Origin of the sequence: Microbacterium elymi (assembly GCF_021582895.2) — a bacterium.
In the GTDB taxonomy this organism is placed as follows: Bacteria; Actinomycetota; Actinomycetes; order Actinomycetales; family Microbacteriaceae; genus Microbacterium; species Microbacterium humicola.
Genome location: NZ_CP091139.2, coordinates 346,101 through 363,174, shown reverse-complemented (window position 1 = coordinate 363,174; position 17,074 = coordinate 346,101). Strand labels below are relative to the sequence as shown.

Here is a 17,074-nt window from a genome sequence, read left to right as displayed (position 1 = left end):
GAGGTCGCACGAGTGCACACGCTGTCGCGGAGGGCGTATTACGGCGATGCGCTGGTCGGCGACGACCTCGATCGGCAGCCGATGTGGCGGAGGATGCCTGCCCGACCCCGCCCGCTTCGCGCGGGTGGCCGAGCGGGACGGCCTCATCGTCGGCTTCCTCTCCGCCGGCCCGGACGAGCGCGGATGCTGGGAGCTGACCGCCCTCTACGTGCTGCCCGAGGCCTTCGGCGAGGGGATCGGGAGCCGCCTGCACGACGAGTTCGTCGCCCAGCTGGCCGGCGGGCCGGCCGAGCTGGAGGTGTGGGACGGCAACGACAGGGCGAAGAGGTTCTACCGCGACCGGGACTGGGTGGCAGCCAACGGTCACCGCGACGGGCCGGCCGGACGGCCGTTCGTGCGGTGCCGGCGCGAAGGCGCGGAATAGACGCGGGGAGTAGCGTGGGTGGGCCAGCGGGCGTCCGTGCGGTGCCCCGGAAGGAGCACCATGATCGAGCAGCTTGCCCGACCACACCGAGCACGTCGACCTGCTCGTCATCGGCTGGGGCAAGGGCGGCAAGACGCTCGCCGGTGTCGCAGGACGCAGAGGGCTTGCGCGTCGCGATGGTCGAGCAGTCCGATGACATGATCGGCGGCTCCTGCATCAACGTGGCCTGCGTGCCCACGAAGGCGCTGGTGCACGCCGCCGACGAGCGGCGGGACGCGGACGACATCGACGCGTACTTCGCCTCGGCGGTCGCGCGCCGCGACAGCCTGACCGCGGCGATGCGCAAGAAGAACTTCGAGCTGCTCGACACCGTCGACTCCGTCCTGCTGGTCAGCGGACGGGCCGAATTCATCGGCGAGCGTCGCGTCGCAGTCAGCGCCGGCGGGGTGCTGCCGCACCTGAGCGCCGAGACCGTCGTGATCAATACCGGCTCTCAGCCGTCGATGCCACCCATCGACGGAGCGCGGCTGGGCGGCCGCATCCACGATTCGGTGACCCTCCAGCATGCGTCGCCGCTGCCCGCTCGCTCGTGGTGATCGGCGGCGGCTACGTCGGCCTCGAGTTCGCCGCGATGTTCACGCACTTCGGCTCGTCAGTCACCGTGCTCGATCGCGGCCCGCGTCCGCTCGAGCGCGAGGACGCGGATGTCGCGGCCACCGCCGCGCAGATCCTCGCCGACGACGGCGTGCACATCGTCTCGGGCGCCCAGGTCACCGCGATCGCGGACGGCGCGGCGCATGCCCGTGTCACGTATGAGGATGCCGACGGAGAGCGCTCGATCGAGGCGGATGCCGTCCTCCTGGCGGTGGGCCGCACCCCGGTCACGGCCGGGCTCGGTCTGGACCGCGCCGGCGTGGATGTCGATGACCGTGGGTTCGTGCGGGTGGACAGCCGGCTTGCGCACCTCGGCCGAGAACGTGTTCGCGGTCGGGGACGTCACCGGCGGTCCGCAGTTCACGTACGTCTCGCTGGATGACAACCGGATCGTGCAGGACCAGCTGTTCGGATCGGGCAGCGGTCGACCGATGACCGGGCGGCGGTGCCGTACACGCTGTTCCTCACGCCACCCCTGGCGCGCGTGGGCCTCACCGAGACCGAGGCGCGTGAGCAGGGCTACGAGGTGCGCGTGGCGGCCAAGCAGGTCGCCGACATCGCCGCCGCACCGCGTGCCAAGATCGACGGCGACCCGCGCGGGATCGTGAAGGTCGTGGTGGATGCTGCCACCGACCGCGTGCTCGGGGCGGCGCTGATGCACGTGCACGCCGAAGAGGTGATAAATCTGGTCGCACTGGCCATCCGGCAGGGCACCACGGCCGCGCAGCTGCGCGACGCGATCTACACGCACCCGTCGATGACCGAGGCGCTCAACGAGGTGCTCGGCGCACTGGGCTGACCCGCGCCCACCGGGCACATGTGATACCTTGCAGATCTAGGTACCTGACACTGCAAGGTATGGAGGACGGTGCATGCGCATCGGCAAAGACCTGGTCGCGGCATCCGCGACACCGCTCGTTCTCGGCATCCTCGCCGACGGCGAGTCGTATGGCTACGCGATCCTGCAGCGGATCGCGGAGCTGTCCGGCGGGGAGCTCGACTTCAGCGACGGGATGCTGTACCCGCTGCTGCACCGGCTGGAGCGACTCGGGCACATCCAGTCGTCGTGGGCGCAGTCCCCGGCCGGGCGGGCCCGCAAGGTCTACCGGCTGACGCCGGGCGGCCGGACCGCGCTGGCCGAGCTGCGCGCGCAGTGGAGCGTCGTCAGCGACGCGCTGCATCGCGTGTGGATGGACCAGTCGGGGCCCCGACCCGCGTTCGGCGGTGCCTGACATGAGTGCGCCGATCGAGGGCCGGATCGACGAATGGCGGTCCTACCTGGCCCACAGCCCGGCCCTTCGGCCGGATGACATCGCCGAGCTCGAGGGTCATCTGCGCGATCAGATCGACGGGCTCACCGGCTCGGGGCTGAGCCCGGACGAGGCGTTCCTGATCGCGGTGAGTCGGATCGGCCGGATCGACGAGCTGTCGCGTGAATACGGGCGGGAGCACGCGGATCGGCTGTGGAAGCAGCTGATCGCCGTGGGACCCGACGAGCCCGCGCCACGTCGCGGATTCGCTCTGGCCCTGGGCCTGGCCTGCGGCGCCGCTGTCGCTGTGAAGGTGCCCGCGCTGTTCGGGCTCACGCTGACCGGCTCGTCCGCGGACTTCTTCCTGCGCAATGCGCTGCTGCTGGTGCTGCCGTTCCTGGCGGTTTTCTTCCTCGTCCGGCGGCGGGCAGCCTCGCCGGTGATCCTCACCGTCGCCGCGGCGTTCGTCGCCGCTGCCGCCGTGATGAACGCGTTCCCGTTCGTCGCGGGCGGGGCGACCCAGCTGCTGGCCGCGATCCATGTCGGCGTGGTGCTGTGGCTGGTCATCGGCGTGGCATACACGGGCGGGCGCTGGCGGTCGACGACGGCGCGCATGGACTTCATCCGGTTCACCGGGGAGTGGTTCGTGTATGTGGTGCTGCTCGGTCTGGGCGGCGGCGTGCTGGCCGGCCTCACGATCGGCGTGTTCTCGGCGATCGGCATGGACCCCTCGATGTTCGTCGTCGAATGGCTTCTGCCGTGCGGCGCCGCCGGCGCCGTCGTGATCGCCGCCTGGCTGGTGGAGGCCAAGCAGAGCGTGATCGAGAACATCGCGCCGGTGCTGACGCGGGTGTTCACACCCTGTTCACTGCTCTCCTGGTGGCGCTGATCGTCGCGGCGGCGATCCACGGCAGCTTCGTGGACAGCGGCCGCGACCTGCTGATCGTGTTCGACCTGGTGCTGCTGGTGGTCGTGGCGCTGCCGCTCTACTCGCTGTCGGCGCGCGAGCCGCTGGCGCCCGCCGGCTGGTTCGATCGGCTCGAGCTGCTCATGATCGTGGCCGCGCTCGTCGTCGACATCCTCGTCCTGATCGCGATGATCGGCCGGGTCGGCGAGTACGGCGCCAGCGCGAACAAGCTCGCCTCGCTCGGGCTGAACCTGATCCTGTTCGCGAACCTCGCCGGGGCCGGCTGGCACCATCTGCGCTTCGTCGGGCACCGGGGCTCGTTCGCCCGGGTGGAGAGCTGGCAGACCGCATACGTGCCGGTGTACCTCGGCTGGGCGGCGCTGGTCGTGGTGGTCTTCCCGCCGGTGTTCGGATTCGTGTGAGTCGGATCAGCCCCGAGGTGGCGGAAGCGGATTAGCATGGAGCGCATGGCCACCTCGAACCTTCCCACTCCCACGCTGCAGCCCGTTCCCGTCGACGGGAACCTCCTCACAGTGGTCGAGGAGGGTGCCTGCTGCGGCATGGACGGATGCTGCAGCGACTGAGCTGAGCAGCCCCGTCTCAGACCGCAGCATCCTCGATGTCGTCGGCGGGCTTGCGGATCAGGAACGCGCCCACGAGCATCGGGATCGACACGATCGCCGCGAGCAGGAACGCGCCGTGCGATCCGCCGGCGGTCAGCGCCTCGTCGACCGCCCCGTCGCTGATCGAGACCGCCGACATCACGGCGATCATCGCGGCGATGCCGGCCGCACCCGCCACCTGCTGCACCGTGCCCACGACGGCGCTTCCGTGGGAGTACAGCCGCTTGGGCAGCGACCCGAGCGACGCGGTGAACAACGGCGTGAACGACAGCGCGAGGCCGAGCGAGAGCACGGTCTGGGCGACCACGATGAACCACACCGGCGTGTGCGCATCCAGGGTCGTGTAGGTCCACAGCACGATCACCGCCAGCACCGTGCCCGGCACGAGCAGCACGCGGGTGCCCCAGCGGTCGTAGATCCGCCCGACGAGCGGGCCGACCAAGCCCATCAGCAGCGAGCCCGGCAGCAGGATCAGCCCGGCGTCCAGCGCCGGCAGCCCGCGCACCGACTGCAGGTACAGCGGCAGCACGGTGATGGCGCCGAAGAACGCGAACGAGAGCAGCGCGGTCTGGGCGATCGACAGCGAGAAGTTGCCGAAGCGGAACACGCGCAGATCCAGCAGCGCGTCGTCGACCCGCTGCAGCACCCGCTGGCGCCACAGGAACAGGGCCAGGGCGATCACGCCCACCACCAGGGCGCCGATCAGCATTCCGCCGGACGCCGCCTGGGCGCCCACCTGGCTCAGCCCGTAGACCAGCCCGCCGAAGCCGAACGCCGACAGGATGATCGAGAGCACGTCCAGCGGCGCGCGCGAGGTCTCGCCGACGTTGCTGATCCACCGGGCGCCCATCGCCAGCGCGACGAGCGCGATCGGCAGCACGACGCCGAAGTTCCAGCGCCAGCCCAGGGTGTCCAGCAGGAAGCCGGACAGCGTCGGCCCGATCGCCGGGGCGAGGGCGATCACGATGCTGACCCGTCCCATCATCCGGCCGCGGGATGCCGGGGGCACCACCGTCATCAGGGTCGTCATCAGCAGCGGCATCATGATGGCCGTGCCCGATGCCTGGACGACGCGCGCGACCACCAGCATCCCGAAGCCCGGCGAGAGCAGCGCCAGCAGCGTCCCGGCCGAGAACAGGCTCATCGCCGCGACGAACACCGCGCGCGTGGTGAACCGCTCGAGCAGGAAGCCGGTGATCGGGATCACGATCGCCATGGTCAGCATGAAGGCCGTGGTCAGCCACTGCGCGGCGACCGCCGTGATGCTCAGGTCGTGGATCAGGTGCGGAATGGCCACGCCCATCGTGGTCTCGTTCAGCACCGCCACGAACGCGGCCGCCAGCAGCGCCAGATCACGCGGGATTGCGCCGGCGTCAGTCCGGTCGTTCCGGACACGACCGGGGAGGTCTCGGTTGCGGCCATGGTGGCTCCTCAGATCGGTCGGAACGGCAGTCGGAAGACGGGATGCTGTGCGGGGCGACGGGGGCCCCGGCGACGGGCACGGCCGCCGCAGGCCCGGTGGAGGGTGCGCGTGCAGCGAACTCCAAGACTAACGGCCGGGTCGGACACGGCATTCCCGTCGCGCGTGCGAACATTGCGCCATGGGGAGACCGGCCTGGCATGCGCGGTTGGTGGTGCGGGGAATCATCGCGCTCGCGGTCGGGTGCGTGGCCGGTTTCGCGCTGGCGCCGTCCCTCGGCCTGGCCGCCGGACTGCTGTCGGGATGGGCCGCCGGAGCGCTGACCGCCGCGTGCTGGCTGCTGATCGCGGTCTGGCCGATGGATCCGGCCCAGACGCGGACCCACGCGACGACGGAGGACCCCGGCCGCAGGCATCGGGCGTGCCACGGCGCTGCTGGGCAGCGTCGCCAGCGTCGGGGCGGTCGTGGCGGTGCTGACCCAGACGCACCAGGCGCGCGGCGTGCTCGCGTTCGTCCTGGCCGGCGTCGCCCTGGTGAGCGTCGCGGCCTCGTGGCTGCTCATCCAGACCATCTACATCCTGCGCCTCGCCGACGTGTACTACGCCGATCCGGAGGGCGGCCTGCTGTTCAACCAGGACGAACCCCCGCGGTACACCGACTTCGCCTACGTCGCATTCGGGGTCGGACTGACCTACCAGGTCGCCGACACGAACGTGACGACGAACGCGATGCGTCGGATCATCATCGGCCAGTCGATGCTGGGCTACCTGTTCGGTGCGGTGATCCTGGGCACGGTGATCAATCTGCTCGCGGGTCTGTGACCGGGTGCCGCCGATCCGGCACCGTCCGCGGCCGAAGCTAGGCTGAGCGCGTGAGCATGGGCGGGCGTGGCGGCGGAGTGGGATTCCGTGGCGTCGACGCCGACGCCCAGCGCCGGCAGAACGCCGAGGCGCCGGTCATCGCCCACCTCGGGCGACGCGTGATCGAGCTCTTCCGGCCGTACACCGCGCAAGCTGATCGCGACCGCCGTGCTGGTCGTGGTCGGCGCCGGCGTCGCCGTGATCCCGCCGCTGATCGTGCAGCGCGTGTTCGACGACGCGCTGTTCCCGGTGGCCGGCGGTGGTCCCGATCTGGGGCTTGCTGCGCCTCGTCCTGATCATGGTCCTGCTGTTCCTGGTCTCGGCCGGGCTCGGCCTCGGACAGACGTGGCTGACCTCGACCGTGGGCAACAACGTGACCGGCGACCTGAGGATCCGGCTGTTCGAGCACCTCCAGGCGATGGAGCTCGGCTTCTTCACCCGCACCAAGACCGGTGTCATCCAGTCCCGGCTCGCAGAACGACGTGGGCGCGGTGGCCGGCGTGCTCACCAACACCGTCTCCAGCATCCTGGGCAACGCGGTGACGGTGATCGCATCGCTGGTGGCGATGATCCTCATCGACTGGCGGCTGACGATCATCGCGGTGATCCTCATGCCGGTGCTGGCGGTCGTGCAGCGGCGGGTCGGTCAGGTCCGGGCGCGGATCGCGGCCGAGACGCAGGAGTCGCTGTCCGAGCTCACCTCGATCACGCAGGAGACCCTGAGCGTCTCCGGCATCCTGCTGTCGAAGTCGTTCAACCGCCAGCGCGCCGAGTCAGCCCGGTACACGCAGGAGAACCGCAACCAGGTGCGTCTGCAGGTGCGGCGGGCGATGAGCGGGCAGGGGTTCTTCGCCCTGGTGCAGGTGCTGATGGCCAGCGTGCCGGCGGTGATCTACCTGGTGGCCGGGTTCCTCATCTCCGGCGGCGCGGATCTGATCACCGCCGGCACGGTCGTCGCCTTCACGACCGTGCAGGCGCGTCTGCTCCAGCCGCTGATGGGCCTGATGCGGGTCGCGCTGGACCTGCAGACATCGTCGGCGGTGTTCGCCCGCATCTTCGAGTACGTCGACCTCGTCCCGGCGATCGCCGATGCGCCGGACGCGATCGGGGTGGACCGCGCGCCCGGTCCGGTGGGCCGGGTCGAGTTCCGCGACGTGGTGTTCCGCTACCCGGACGCCGCGCCCGAGTCCCGGGCGACCTTGAACGGCGTCTCGTTCGTCGCCGAGCCGGGACAGTACGTGGCCTTCGTCGGTCCGTCCGGGGCGGGCAAGACCACCGTGCTGTACCTGACCCCGCGGATGTACGAGGCGTCTTCGGGCGCCGTGCTGTTCGCCGGTGCCGATGTGCGCGCGCTCACCCACGAATCGATCATCGACGGCGTGGGCATCGTGTCGCAGGAGACCTACCTGTTCCACGCCACCATCCGGGAGAACCTGCGCTACGCGAAGCCGGACGCGACCGACGAGGAGCTCTACCAGGCGTGCCGGGCCGCCAACATCCACCACATCATCACCGGCTTCGAGCACGGATACGAGACGATCGTCGGCGAGCGGGGCTATCGTCTCTCCGGCGGCGAGAAGCAGCGCATCGCCATCGCCCGGGTGCTGCTGAAAGACCCGCCGGTGCTCGCTGCTGGACGAGGCCACCTCCGCGCTGGACACGGTCTCGGAGCGCGTCGTGCAGGAGGCGCTGGAGGCGGCATCCCGCGGGCGGACCACCCTGTCGATCGCCCACCGGCTGTCCACCGTGATCGGCGCGGACGTCATCCACGTCGTCGATGCCGGGCGCATCGTCGAGTCCGGGACGCACAGCGAGCTCTTGGCCCGCGGCGGGCTGTACGCGCAAGCTGGCCGCGCGCAGCTGGCCGCGAGCCGCGTGCTGGACACCGAGGAGCGGGAGGCGCCGCCGGTGCCGCCCGCCCACCCCGAGCGCCGCGCCGACCGGGCGCCGGACGACCCCACGGGGGAGTGAGCGGCCGGCTCAGCCCGAGACCGCGGCGACGGATGCCGCGACCGCCGCGGCCACGGCATCCAGGTCGTGCCGCAAGCCCGTGCGGGAGCGTGAACCGCACGGCTGTCTGCGCGGTCTCGCGGTCCACGCCCATCGCGAGCAGCACATGCGAGGGCTCATCCGCCCCCGCCGCGCACGCGGAACCGCTGGAGGTGACCACGCCGCGGCGCTCCAGCTCGAGCAGGATCGCCTCGCCGCTGGTGCCGGCGAACGTGAACGAGGCGGTCCCGGGCACCCGGTGCACCGGGTGCCCGGTCAATCGCGCCTGCGGCACGGTCGCCAGCACCCGGGCGATGAACGCATCCCGCAGCGTCGTCAGGGCCGCGGCATCCGCTGCCCGTTCCTCCTCGGCGAGCTCCAGCGCGGTGGCCAGGCCCACCGCGCCGGCGACGTCCTCGGTGCCGCTGCGGCGCCCGCGCTCCTGCCCGCCGCCGTGCAGGAGAGGTTCGAGCGGGACGCGCGCTCGCACGGCCAGCGCGCCCGTTCCCTTCGGCGCGCCGACCTTGTGACCGGCGACGGCCAGGGCGTCCGCGCCGATGCCGGCCAGTGGCAGCCAGCCGGCCGCCTGGACGGCGTCCACGTGCAGGGGGACGCCGGCGGCCTGGCAGGCGGCCGCGATCGCGGCGACGTCCTGCACCGTGCCGACCTCGTTGTTCGCGTAGCCCACGCTGACCAGCGCCGTGTCGGGGCGGATCGCCGCGGCGATCGCGGCCGGATCGGCGCGACCGGCGGCGTCCACCGGGACGAGCGTGACATCGAACCCGTGCACGCGGGCGAGGTGATCGGTCGAGGCCAGCACGGCCTCGTGCTCGATCGGCAGCGTGATCACGTGCCGGGCGTCGCGGGCGAGCGCCGCCGCGACGCCGATCCCCTTGATCGCCAGGTTGTCGGCCTCTGTGCCGCCCGAGGTGAAGACGACGTCGCCGGCGCGCATGCCCAGCACCCGGCCCACCCGGGCACGGGCATCGGCCAGCGCCTCGGCGGCGGACTCGCCGACGGTGTGATGGCTGGACGGGTTGCCGAACACCCCGGTCAGGTACGGCGTCATCGCCGCGAGCACCTCGGGGCGGACCGGGGTGGTGGCGGCATGGTCCAGGTACAGCATCAGCCCTCGATCTGCAGGTCCAGGCCGAGGTCCACGGCCCGCGCGCCGTGCGTGAGCGCGCCGACCGAGATCACGTCGACGCCGGTCTCGGCGATGGCCCGGACCGTCTCCAGGCGCACCCCGCCGGAGGCCTCGACGACCGCGCGACCGGCCACCTGCGCCACGCCCTCGCGCAGGTCTGCGAGCGAGAAGTTGTCGAGCATGATGGTGTCGACGCCGGCGGCCAGCACGGGCTCGATCTGGTCGAGCCGGTCGACCTCGACCTCGATGTGGGTGGTGTGCGGCAGCCGGGTGCGGGCCAGCAGGAGCGCCTCGGTCACGCTCAGTCCCTGCCCGGTGAGCACGCCCAGGTGGTTGTCCTTGGCCATCACGGCATCCGACAGCGAGAAGCGGTGATTGTGGCCGCCGCCGCACAGCACGGCGTGCTTCTCGAACGCACGCAAGCCCGGGGTGGTCTTGCGGGTGTCGACGATGCGCGTCCGGCTGTCGGCGACCTCGGCGACGTAGCGCGCGGTCAGGGTCGCGATGCCCGACATGCGCTGCACGAAGTTCAGGCCCACCCGCTCGGCGGTGAGCACGGCCCGCGCCGGTCCGGTGACGGTGGCCAGCACGTCGCCGGGGAGAAGACGGCGCCGTCGTCCCGCTGCACAGTCACCTCGATGCCCGGGTCGGTGAGGGCGAAGGCGGCGGCGAACACCGCCCCGCCGGCCAGCACGCCGTCCTCGCGGGCGACGAGGGCCGCACGGGCGGTGGCGCTCTCGGGGATCAGCGCGGTGCTGGTCAGGTCGCCCCAGGGGGCGTCCTCCTCGAGCGCGGCGGCGACCGCGCGCTCGATCTGGGCGGGGGTGAGCATCAGCGGGCCTCCTGCAGGACGTGTGCAGAACTCCGGACATGCGTGCCGGATTCGGGCGAATCGGGGGCGTGTCGGGTCGCCACGGACCGGATCACCGGAGTTCTGCACGCGGGGTCGTCGCGCCGGAAGTGCGCGCCGACCGATGTGCGACGGACGGATGCCGCGGCCACGACGGCCCGCGCGACGGTCAGCAGGTTCTCGTGCTCGAAATCGGCGGGCGTGCGCGGGTTGCGGACCGCTGCGGCCCATCTGGACAGCACCGCGGTGGCGTGGGCGAGGCCGGGGGCGTCGCGTTCGACGCCCGCGCCGCGCCACATGAGCTCCTGCAGGGCGGCGCGGGAGAACGGCGGCGCCGCGATGTCGGCGCTCGCGCCCGACGCGCCCGACGCGCCCGAGGCGCCCGAGGGCACGACGGCCGCGGGTTCGCGGACCGTGGGCCATCCGGTGGATGCCGCCGCAGCCCCGGCCCGGGCGCCGAACACGGCGCCCTCGAGCAGGGAGTTCGAGGCGAGGCGGTTCGCGCCGTGCACGCCGGTGCGGGCGCACTCGCCGGCCGCGAACAGCCCCGGGATGCTCGTGCGGCCGTCCAGGTCGGTGACCACGCCGCCCATCAGGTAGTGCGCCGCGGGGGTGATCGGGATCGGGCTGTGCGCCCAGTCCCATCCGTGCGCACGCACCGCGGCATCGATCGTGGGGAAGCGCGCGGCGAGGAATGCCGCCGTGTCGGCGCCGCGGACGGATGTCGCATCCAGCAGCACCGGTCGTCCGTCCTGTTCGCGCATGCGCCGCGCGATCGCCCGTGCGACGACGTCGCGCGGGGCCAGTTCGCCGTCGGGGTGCGCGTCGAAGAGGAACCGCCGTCCCGCCGCGTCAACGATCGTCGCGCCTTCCCCGCGCACCGCCTCGGAGACGAGGAAGCAGGCGGGACCGGCCAGCACGGTCGGGTGGAACTGGACGAATTCGAGGTCGGCCACCTCGGCGCCGGCCCGCAGCGCGGCGGCGATGCCGTCGCCGGTGGCCACGGCCGGATTCGTCGTGTGCGCGTAGAGACGGCCGGCGCCGCCGGTGGCCAGCACGACGGCGTCGGCGGGAAGGATGCCGCGGCAGCCGGCGATCATCAGGTCGACGCCGGTGGCCCGGCCGTCGGCCGTCACGAGGTCGATGAGGAACGCATGCTCGAGCACGCGGACACCCGAGGCGCGCAGTCGCGCGACCAGGGCCTCCTCGATCGCCCGGCCGGTCGCATCCCCGCCGGCGTGCAGGACGCGCGGGAACGAGTGGGCCGCCTCCAGTCCGCGGGCGAGGTCGCCGCCGGCCGTGCGGTCGAAGGCGACGCCGGCCTCGATCAGCTCGTCGATGCGCGCCGCGCCCTCGTCGGCGAGCACCCGCGCCGCCGCCGGTGCGCCGAGTCCCGCCCCGGCCGCGAGCGTGTCCCGGATGTGGGCCTTCACGCTGTCCTCGGGGAAGACGACCGCCGCGATCCCGCCCTGGGCGACGGTGGTGTTCGCATCCTGCAGGGCGCCCTTGGTCACCAGCGTGACCGCGGCGCCGGCCGCGTCCGCGTGCAGAGCGGCGGTGATGCCGGCGATCCCGCTGCCGACGACCACCACATGGGTCACGAGGCGCGCTCCGCGCTCCCGCCGGAGGATGCCGGCGGCCGGGCCGCCAGCATCCGCTCCAGGGCGAGACGGGCGGGGTCGGCGACCGACGCCGGCACCTGCACCCGATTGCGGACCTGGCCGGTGACCAGGCCCTCCAGCACCCACGCCAGGTAGCCGGGGTGGATCCGGTACATCGTCGAGCACGGGCAGACCACCGGGTCCAGGCAGAAGACGGTGTGCTGCGGATGCCTGCGCGGCCAGGCGCTGGACCAGGTTGACCTCGGTGCCGATCGCGAACACGGTCGGCTCGTCCGCCTCCTCGATCGCCCGTCGGATGTAGGCGGTCGACCCCGACTCGTCCGCGGCATCCACCACCGGCGCCGGGCACTCCGGGTGCACGATCACGCGGACTCCGGGGTGCTCCGCGCGCGCCCGGTCGATCTGGTCGACGGTGAACCGGCGGTGCACCGAGCAGAACCCGTGCCAGAGGATCACGCGCGCCTCGCCCAGTGCGTCCGCGGACGACCCGCCCAGCGGGCGGCGGGGGTTCCACATCGGCATCCGGTCTTCGCTCACGCCCATCGCCTTCGCGGTGTTGCGACCCAGGTGCTGGTCGGGGAAGAAGAGCACCCGGCGTCCGCGCGCGAACGCCCATTCCAGCACCGTGCGCGCGTTGGACGAGGTGCACACGATGCCGCCGTGCCGTCCGACGAAGCCCTTGATCGCCGCGGACGAGTTCATGTACGTCACCGGCACCACCGGCACCAGGCCGTCCGCATCGGGCGCGTCCAGGTCGCCGTAGACGTCGGCGAGCTGCTCCAGCAGTCCTCGACCTCGTCGATCGTGGCCATGTCGGCCATGGAGCAGCCGGCGGCGAGGTTCGGCAGGATCACGGCCTGGTCGGGGCCGGACAGCAGGTCGGCGGTCTCGGCCATGAAGTGCACCCCGCAGAACACGATGGCCTCGGCATCCGGGTGCTCCTGGGCCGCGGTGGCGAGCTGGAACGAGTCGCCGACGTAGTCGGCGTGGGCCACGACCTCTTCGCGCTGGTAGAAGTGGCCGAGCACCACGACCCGGTCGCCCAATGTGCGCTTGGCCGCGCGGATGCGCTCGTGCAGCTCGGCCTCCGGCGCCTCCCGGTATTCCCGCGGCAGCTCGCCCTGACGCGGCGCGCCGGTGGGGATCACGTCGCCGAGCGAGGCCCCCGGCCCGTACCCGGGAACCGTGTCGAAGTCCCAGGGGCCGGCCGCGAGGTCGGGTGAGCAGGACGTCTGCGCGGAGGTGCCGGTCGCGATCGCCTGGATCGCGTGATCGACCGATGCGTCGACGGGATCCGGCCGTTCGGTCAGCGTCAGCGAGGTGGGCGCCATCATTCCTCGATTCGGTGGGGTTCGGGTGGCGTGGTGGTCAAGGGACCGCGCTCGGCGAGTTCGATGTCGCCGTCGTAGCGGTACAGACGTGCGGGGCGGTGACTGCCGGTGCGGAAGCGATCGGTGGGGATGAGAGTGCCGGTCGCCTCGGCCTGCCGGCGGAAGTTGGCCGGGTCCAGGCGTCGGTGCAGGATGGATTCGTACACCTCGCGCAAGCTCGGCGAGGGTGAACTCGTCCGGCAGAAGGCCGTGCGCGATGCGCGAGTAGCCCACCTTGTTCCGCAGCCGCCACAGGGCGTACTCCACGATCTGGTTGTGGTCGAACGCGAGCTCGGGCAGCGCGTCCGCGTCGAACCAGCGCACGTTGTGCGGGGTGTCGCCGCGCGCGTCCACCTCGTCCTGCCGGCAGCGCCCAGTACACGATCGACACGACCCGGGTGGGGGAGCGCTCGAGCGCCCCGAACGCGTACAGCTGCTCCAGATAGCTGGGCGCAAGGCCCGTCGTCTCGGCGAGCGTGCGCGACGCCGCGGCATCCAGTCCCTCCGCAGAGTCGAGCCAGCCGCCGGGCAGCGCCCACCGGTCCGCGAACGGCTCGCGGGTGCGGCGCACCAGCGGCAGGGCGAGGGATGCTCCGTCCTCGCGTGGGCGCAAGCGTGAAGATCACCGTGGACACGGCGACGCGGGCGGGTGCGGCGGGATCGGTTCTGGTCATAGTGACTTTAACTGTCGGATCCGATCTTAGAGTCAGTTCGACCAGAACGCCAAACCGGGGCGTCGGAAGCCGATACGCTGAGCGCGGGCCGCATGCGCCGGCCAGACGACGATCGAGGGGGCATCCTGAAGCGAGTCTCCGTGGTGGTGCCCACGTATCGGTCCACCGCCCACCTGGATGAGTTGGTGGCCAGCCTGGACGCGCAGACGCTGCCGCAGCAGGAGCTCGAGGTGCTCCTGATCGACGACGGCTCGCCCGACGACACGCCCGCGCGGCTGGAGGCGTTCGCCCGCGACCGCGAGAACTACCGGGTGATCCGGCTCCGCCGTCGGGCTGGCCCTCCCGGCCTCGCAACGAGGGCATCGACCGGGCACAGGGACGCTACGTCGTGTTCCTCGACCACGACGACCGGCTGTTCCCGGATGCGCTGCGCGCCGCGGGCGCGCTCGCCGACCGCACCGGGGCCGACGTCGTGGACGGCAAGGAGTCCAAGAGCGACACCCCGGGCTGGGCGATGCGCGACGTGACGACGGATGTCGACAACGCGATCGACTGGATCGAGCCGCATCCGCTGGTCCCGATGAACCCGCACAAGATGTTCCGCACGGCGTTCCTGCGGGAGAGCGGCATCCGGTTCCCGGAGGGCGGGCGGCAGATCTGGGAGGACATCGCGTTCGACATCGCCGCGCACGCCCGCGCACGGGTGGTCTCGCTGATGGTGTCCACGCCGTTCTATCTGTGGCATCGGCCCGAGCACGACACCACGAGCGCCACGTTCCATGACGACCTGGACGAGTACCTGGATGCCGTGGCCCGGGTGTTCCGCTGGATCGACGAAGAGCTCGAGCAGCCGCGGTTCCGCGAGCTGCTGCCGCGGTTCCGGGCGTATCAGCTGCGGATGCGGGTGCTGCCGCTGTTCCGCTGGGATCAGCGCACCGAGGCCCAGCGCGACCGCATCCGCGCGTTCGCGACGGAGCTGCTGCCCGCGTCCCCGAGGATGCGGACCGGCACCTGGACCCGTGGCGGCGGATCGGGATCGCGCTGGCCCGTGCCGGCCGTTTCGACCTGATCGCGCGGCATATGCCCACCTGGCCCCGGCTGGACTGCACCCCGGTCGCCGGTCCGGTGCGGTGGACCGCCGGCGGCCTGGCGCTCGAGGTCGACCTGACCTGGCGCTTCGACACCACCGAGCCGTCCGCGGTGATCTGGCAGGACGGTCGTGCGGTGCTGGCGCTGGACCCCGAGGTGGCACGGTTCGCCGCCGAGCATGCGCTCACCGCCGACGTGACCGCCGACCTCGAGGCGGCGGGCTACGCCGTGGACCGGCGCTCGCGCACGCAGAAGATCGACTGGATGCTGGGGCACGGCGTCGGCGCGCGACTGCAGGCCGGCTCCGATGGGGAGCCCGTGCGCGCGACCGCGCAGCTCGCCCTGCGCTGGGACGTCGCCGACGACGGTCCCGGCCGGCTGCACGACGGCCCCTGGGACCTGTACCTGCGCACGACGATCATGAGCATGCGGATCGTGCGGCGGGTCCGCACCGAGACGCGCGACCGGACCTGGGCGATCGCCGCCGGTCGACCGGCAGCGGCGTATCGGGCGCAGAACGGCGGACTGAGCGTGGATGTCGGGCAGACCCTGTTCGGGATCGTCGACGACCCGCGCACCACAGCCTCGGTGCAGGACGGGCAGCTCGTGCTCGACCTCCCGCACGTGACGGTGCTGTCTCCGGCCGAGGTCCGCGGCCGCCTCGAGACGGGCGGTCGCGCGATCGGCGAGTGCCGGCTCGTGGTCGAGGACGGGCGGGCGCGCGTGCGCGGCGCGCTGCCGGCGCGGCCCGGGCTGTACGCGATCGTGTTCGGCATCACCCGCTCGCGGCTTGCGCGTGCAGGTGCGCCGGTCGGGCCGGGTGCGCGTCCGGCACGAGCCGCGGCGCAGTGCCCGCGGCATCCTCCGCTCCGCCGCACGCCGGATCATGCCGCACCTGCCGGCCTCGCTGCAGGCACAGCTGAGCCGGGGCTCACGGCGGGGCTGACCGCGGGGCGAGCGACTTCTCAGCCGCGCCGCATACCCTGGCGGGACCGAGAGGAGACCCATGGCCGTCGTGGACATCGTGCTGCTCGTGATCCTCGTGGTCGCGCTGATCACCGGGATCGCCCGCGGCCTGGTGGCGAGCATCGGCGTGCTCGCCGGACTCGTGGCCGGCGGCATCGCGGCGGTCTGGGCGGCGCCGGCCGTCGCGCGACTCGTCGCCGTCCCGATCTGGGGGACGGTGGTCGAAGTGGCGACCTGGGCCGCGCTGCTGGCGATCGGCGCATCGCTCGGCGGGATGATCGGGGCGTGGGTCCGCCGAGGCGTGGACCGCACCCCGCTGCGCCTGATCGACCGGCTTCTGGGCGGGGTGGTCGGCGTCCTGGTCACGGCACTTGTCGCGTCGCTGGCGGCCACCGGCGTCATCGCGACCGGGATCCCGGTCGTCTCGTCGGCCGTGGCATCCTCTCGGGTCATCGGCACGATCGACGCCCTCATCCCCGCCCCGGTGCAGCAGGCGCTGGCCCGCGTGCGCGGGACGCTGGCCGCCGACGGGCTGCCCGCCGTCGGCGCGCTCCTGGGCCCGGGCACCGCCGCCCCCGCCGCGCCGGTGCCGCTGGATGATCCGGAGATCGCCGCGGCCTCGGCCTCGGTCGCGCGGATCACGGGCGTCGCGTACGCGTGCGGGGTGAGCCAGACCGGTTCGGGCTTCGCCGTCTCGCCCACCGCCGTGGTCACGAACGCGCACGTCGTGGCGGGAGTGGATGAGCCGGTCGTGCAGCTGCCCGGTCACGCCGCGCATCAGGGACGCATCGTCTACTTCGATCCCGGGCAGGATCTCGCGGTGATCGCGGTGCCGGGACTCGACGCCACACCGCTCGCAGCTGTCGCGGCCGCTGGCGGCCGGCGCCGGTGCGGTGGTGGCCGGATATCCGTACGGCGGACCGTTCACGCTGGGCGACGCCCAGGTGCTGTCGGCGGGCACCGCTCCCGTCGCCGACATCTACGACGAGTCGAGCGAGCCCCGGCCGGTGTACTCGCTGAAGGCGCAGGTGCGCCCCGGCAACTCGGGCGGTCCGCTGCTGACCGCATCCGGCACGGTCGCGGGCGTGGTGTTCGCGCGCAGCGAGGACGACGGCGACCTGGGCTACGCGATCGCCGACCAGGCGCTGGCCCCGGTGGTGGCCCGGCTCGGATCGTTCACCTCGACGGTGTCGTCCGGGCACTGCGTGGACTGACCGCCTCGACGCCCG

13 protein-coding genes and 7 pseudogenes are annotated in these 17,074 nt (G+C 72.4%); 13 read left to right on the top strand and 7 right to left on the bottom strand.

Annotation, left to right across the window (positions count from 1 at the left end; genetic code table 11):
- Nucleotides 1-46 precede the first annotated feature (46 nt).
- From L2X98_RS01975 to L2X98_RS01955, 8 genes are all read left to right on the top strand, one after another.
- The gene (locus L2X98_RS01975; RefSeq protein ID WP_259612156.1) at nucleotides 47-424 is read left to right on the top strand and encodes a GNAT family N-acetyltransferase; all 378 of its coding nucleotides are present in this window, start codon (nucleotides 47-49) and stop codon (nucleotides 422-424) included.
- Between the two features lie 73 nt (nucleotides 425-497).
- Complete coding sequence (locus L2X98_RS19770) at nucleotides 498-620, top strand: hypothetical protein (protein ID WP_354002885.1); 123 nt, start codon at nucleotides 498-500, stop codon at nucleotides 618-620.
- On the top strand, nucleotides 589-1,020 hold the full coding sequence (locus tag L2X98_RS19765; protein WP_354002884.1) for an FAD-dependent oxidoreductase: 432 nt from the start codon (nucleotides 589-591) through the stop codon (nucleotides 1,018-1,020). Before L2X98_RS19770 ends, L2X98_RS19765 begins: the two co-directional genes overlap by 32 nt.
- Complete coding sequence (locus L2X98_RS19760; protein ID WP_354002883.1) at nucleotides 1,014-1,460, top strand: FAD-dependent oxidoreductase; 447 nt, start codon at nucleotides 1,014-1,016, stop codon at nucleotides 1,458-1,460. Before L2X98_RS19765 ends, L2X98_RS19760 begins: the two co-directional genes overlap by 7 nt.
- Nucleotides 1,461-1,523: 63 nt before the next feature.
- The gene (locus tag L2X98_RS19755; protein ID WP_354002882.1) at nucleotides 1,524-1,877 is read left to right on the top strand and encodes an oxidoreductase dimerization domain-containing protein; all 354 of its coding nucleotides are present in this window, start codon (nucleotides 1,524-1,526) and stop codon (nucleotides 1,875-1,877) included.
- A 73-nt stretch (nucleotides 1,878-1,950) separates the two neighbouring features.
- The gene (locus tag L2X98_RS01965; protein ID WP_259612155.1) at nucleotides 1,951-2,310 is read left to right on the top strand and encodes a PadR family transcriptional regulator; all 360 of its coding nucleotides are present in this window, start codon (nucleotides 1,951-1,953) and stop codon (nucleotides 2,308-2,310) included.
- Nucleotide 2,311: 1 nt separating this feature from the next.
- Nucleotides 2,312-3,217 carry a permease prefix domain 1-containing protein gene (locus tag L2X98_RS01960; protein ID WP_259612154.1) on the top strand — a complete coding sequence of 302 codons (906 nt, stop codon included), beginning with the start codon at nucleotides 2,312-2,314 and terminating at the stop codon, nucleotides 3,215-3,217.
- The gene (locus L2X98_RS01955; protein ID WP_259612153.1) at nucleotides 3,208-3,657 is read left to right on the top strand and encodes a hypothetical protein; all 450 of its coding nucleotides are present in this window, start codon (nucleotides 3,208-3,210) and stop codon (nucleotides 3,655-3,657) included. The genes L2X98_RS01960 and L2X98_RS01955 overlap by 10 nt, the downstream gene beginning before the upstream one ends.
- Nucleotides 3,658-3,835: 178 nt before the next feature.
- On the opposite strand, the gene L2X98_RS01950 is transcribed toward L2X98_RS01955, so the two are convergent.
- Nucleotides 3,836-5,185, bottom strand: a complete 1,350-nt coding sequence (locus L2X98_RS01950) for an MDR family MFS transporter (protein WP_435526239.1) — start codon at nucleotides 5,183-5,185, stop codon at nucleotides 3,836-3,838.
- A 455-nt stretch (nucleotides 5,186-5,640) separates the two neighbouring features.
- On the opposite strand from L2X98_RS01950, the gene L2X98_RS01945 reads away from it, so the two are divergent.
- A complete protein-coding gene (locus L2X98_RS01945) occupies nucleotides 5,641-6,099 on the top strand; it encodes a DUF1345 domain-containing protein (protein ID WP_354002980.1) in 459 nt (152 codons plus the stop codon).
- Between the two features lie 56 nt (nucleotides 6,100-6,155).
- A pseudogene (locus tag L2X98_RS01940) lies at nucleotides 6,156-8,109 on the top strand (ABC transporter ATP-binding protein).
- Nucleotides 8,110-8,118: 9 nt separating this feature from the next.
- Here L2X98_RS01940 and L2X98_RS01935 read toward each other — a convergent pair.
- From L2X98_RS01935 to L2X98_RS01905, 6 genes and pseudogenes are all read right to left on the bottom strand, one after another.
- Nucleotides 8,119-9,253: pseudogene (locus L2X98_RS01935) on the bottom strand (cysteine desulfurase family protein).
- A pseudogene (gene nadC, locus L2X98_RS01930) lies at nucleotides 9,253-10,106 on the bottom strand (carboxylating nicotinate-nucleotide diphosphorylase). The pseudogenes L2X98_RS01935 and nadC overlap by 1 nt, the downstream one beginning before the upstream one ends.
- A complete protein-coding gene (gene nadB / locus L2X98_RS01925; protein ID WP_259613152.1) occupies nucleotides 10,106-11,725 on the bottom strand; it encodes an L-aspartate oxidase in 1,620 nt (539 codons plus the stop codon). Before nadB ends, nadC begins: the two are co-directional and overlap by 1 nt.
- A 282-nt stretch (nucleotides 11,726-12,007) precedes the next feature.
- Nucleotides 12,008-12,448: pseudogene (locus tag L2X98_RS01915) on the bottom strand (quinolinate synthase NadA); the annotation flags it as partial.
- 5 nt (nucleotides 12,449-12,453) lie between these two features.
- Nucleotides 12,454-13,077 carry a quinolinate synthase NadA gene (gene nadA, locus L2X98_RS01910; RefSeq protein WP_259613150.1) on the bottom strand — a complete coding sequence of 208 codons (624 nt, stop codon included), beginning with the start codon at nucleotides 13,075-13,077 and terminating at the stop codon, nucleotides 12,454-12,456.
- Nucleotides 13,077-13,790: pseudogene (locus tag L2X98_RS01905) on the bottom strand (NUDIX hydrolase). Before L2X98_RS01905 ends, nadA begins: the two are co-directional and overlap by 1 nt.
- A gap of 92 nt (nucleotides 13,791-13,882) precedes the next feature.
- Here L2X98_RS01905 and L2X98_RS01900 point away from each other — a divergent pair.
- From L2X98_RS01900 to L2X98_RS01890, 3 genes and pseudogenes are all read left to right on the top strand, one after another.
- Nucleotides 13,883-14,859: pseudogene (locus tag L2X98_RS01900) on the top strand (glycosyltransferase family 2 protein).
- 1,026 nt (nucleotides 14,860-15,885) lie between these two features.
- Nucleotides 15,886-16,647, top strand: a pseudogene (locus tag L2X98_RS01895) (CvpA family protein); the annotation flags it as partial.
- A gap of 91 nt (nucleotides 16,648-16,738) precedes the next feature.
- Nucleotides 16,739-17,059 carry a trypsin-like peptidase domain-containing protein gene (locus tag L2X98_RS01890; RefSeq protein ID WP_259612152.1) on the top strand — a complete coding sequence of 107 codons (321 nt, stop codon included), beginning with the start codon at nucleotides 16,739-16,741 and terminating at the stop codon, nucleotides 17,057-17,059.
- Nucleotides 17,060-17,074: the final 15 nt, after the last annotated feature.

What these genes read in the sequence shown, in the direction of transcription:
- nadA (WP_259613150.1), bottom strand. Translation starts at nt 13,077, where the DNA reads ATGGCGCCCACCTCGCTGACGCTGACCGAACGGCCGGATCCCGTCGAC.
- L2X98_RS01960 (WP_259612154.1), top strand. Translation starts at nt 2,312, where the DNA reads ATGAGTGCGCCGATCGAGGGCCGGATCGACGAATGGCGGTCCTACCTG.
- L2X98_RS01965 (WP_259612155.1), top strand. Translation starts at nt 1,951, where the DNA reads ATGCGCATCGGCAAAGACCTGGTCGCGGCATCCGCGACACCGCTCGTT.
- L2X98_RS01975 (WP_259612156.1), top strand. Translation starts at nt 47, where the DNA reads ATGCGCTGGTCGGCGACGACCTCGATCGGCAGCCGATGTGGCGGAGGA.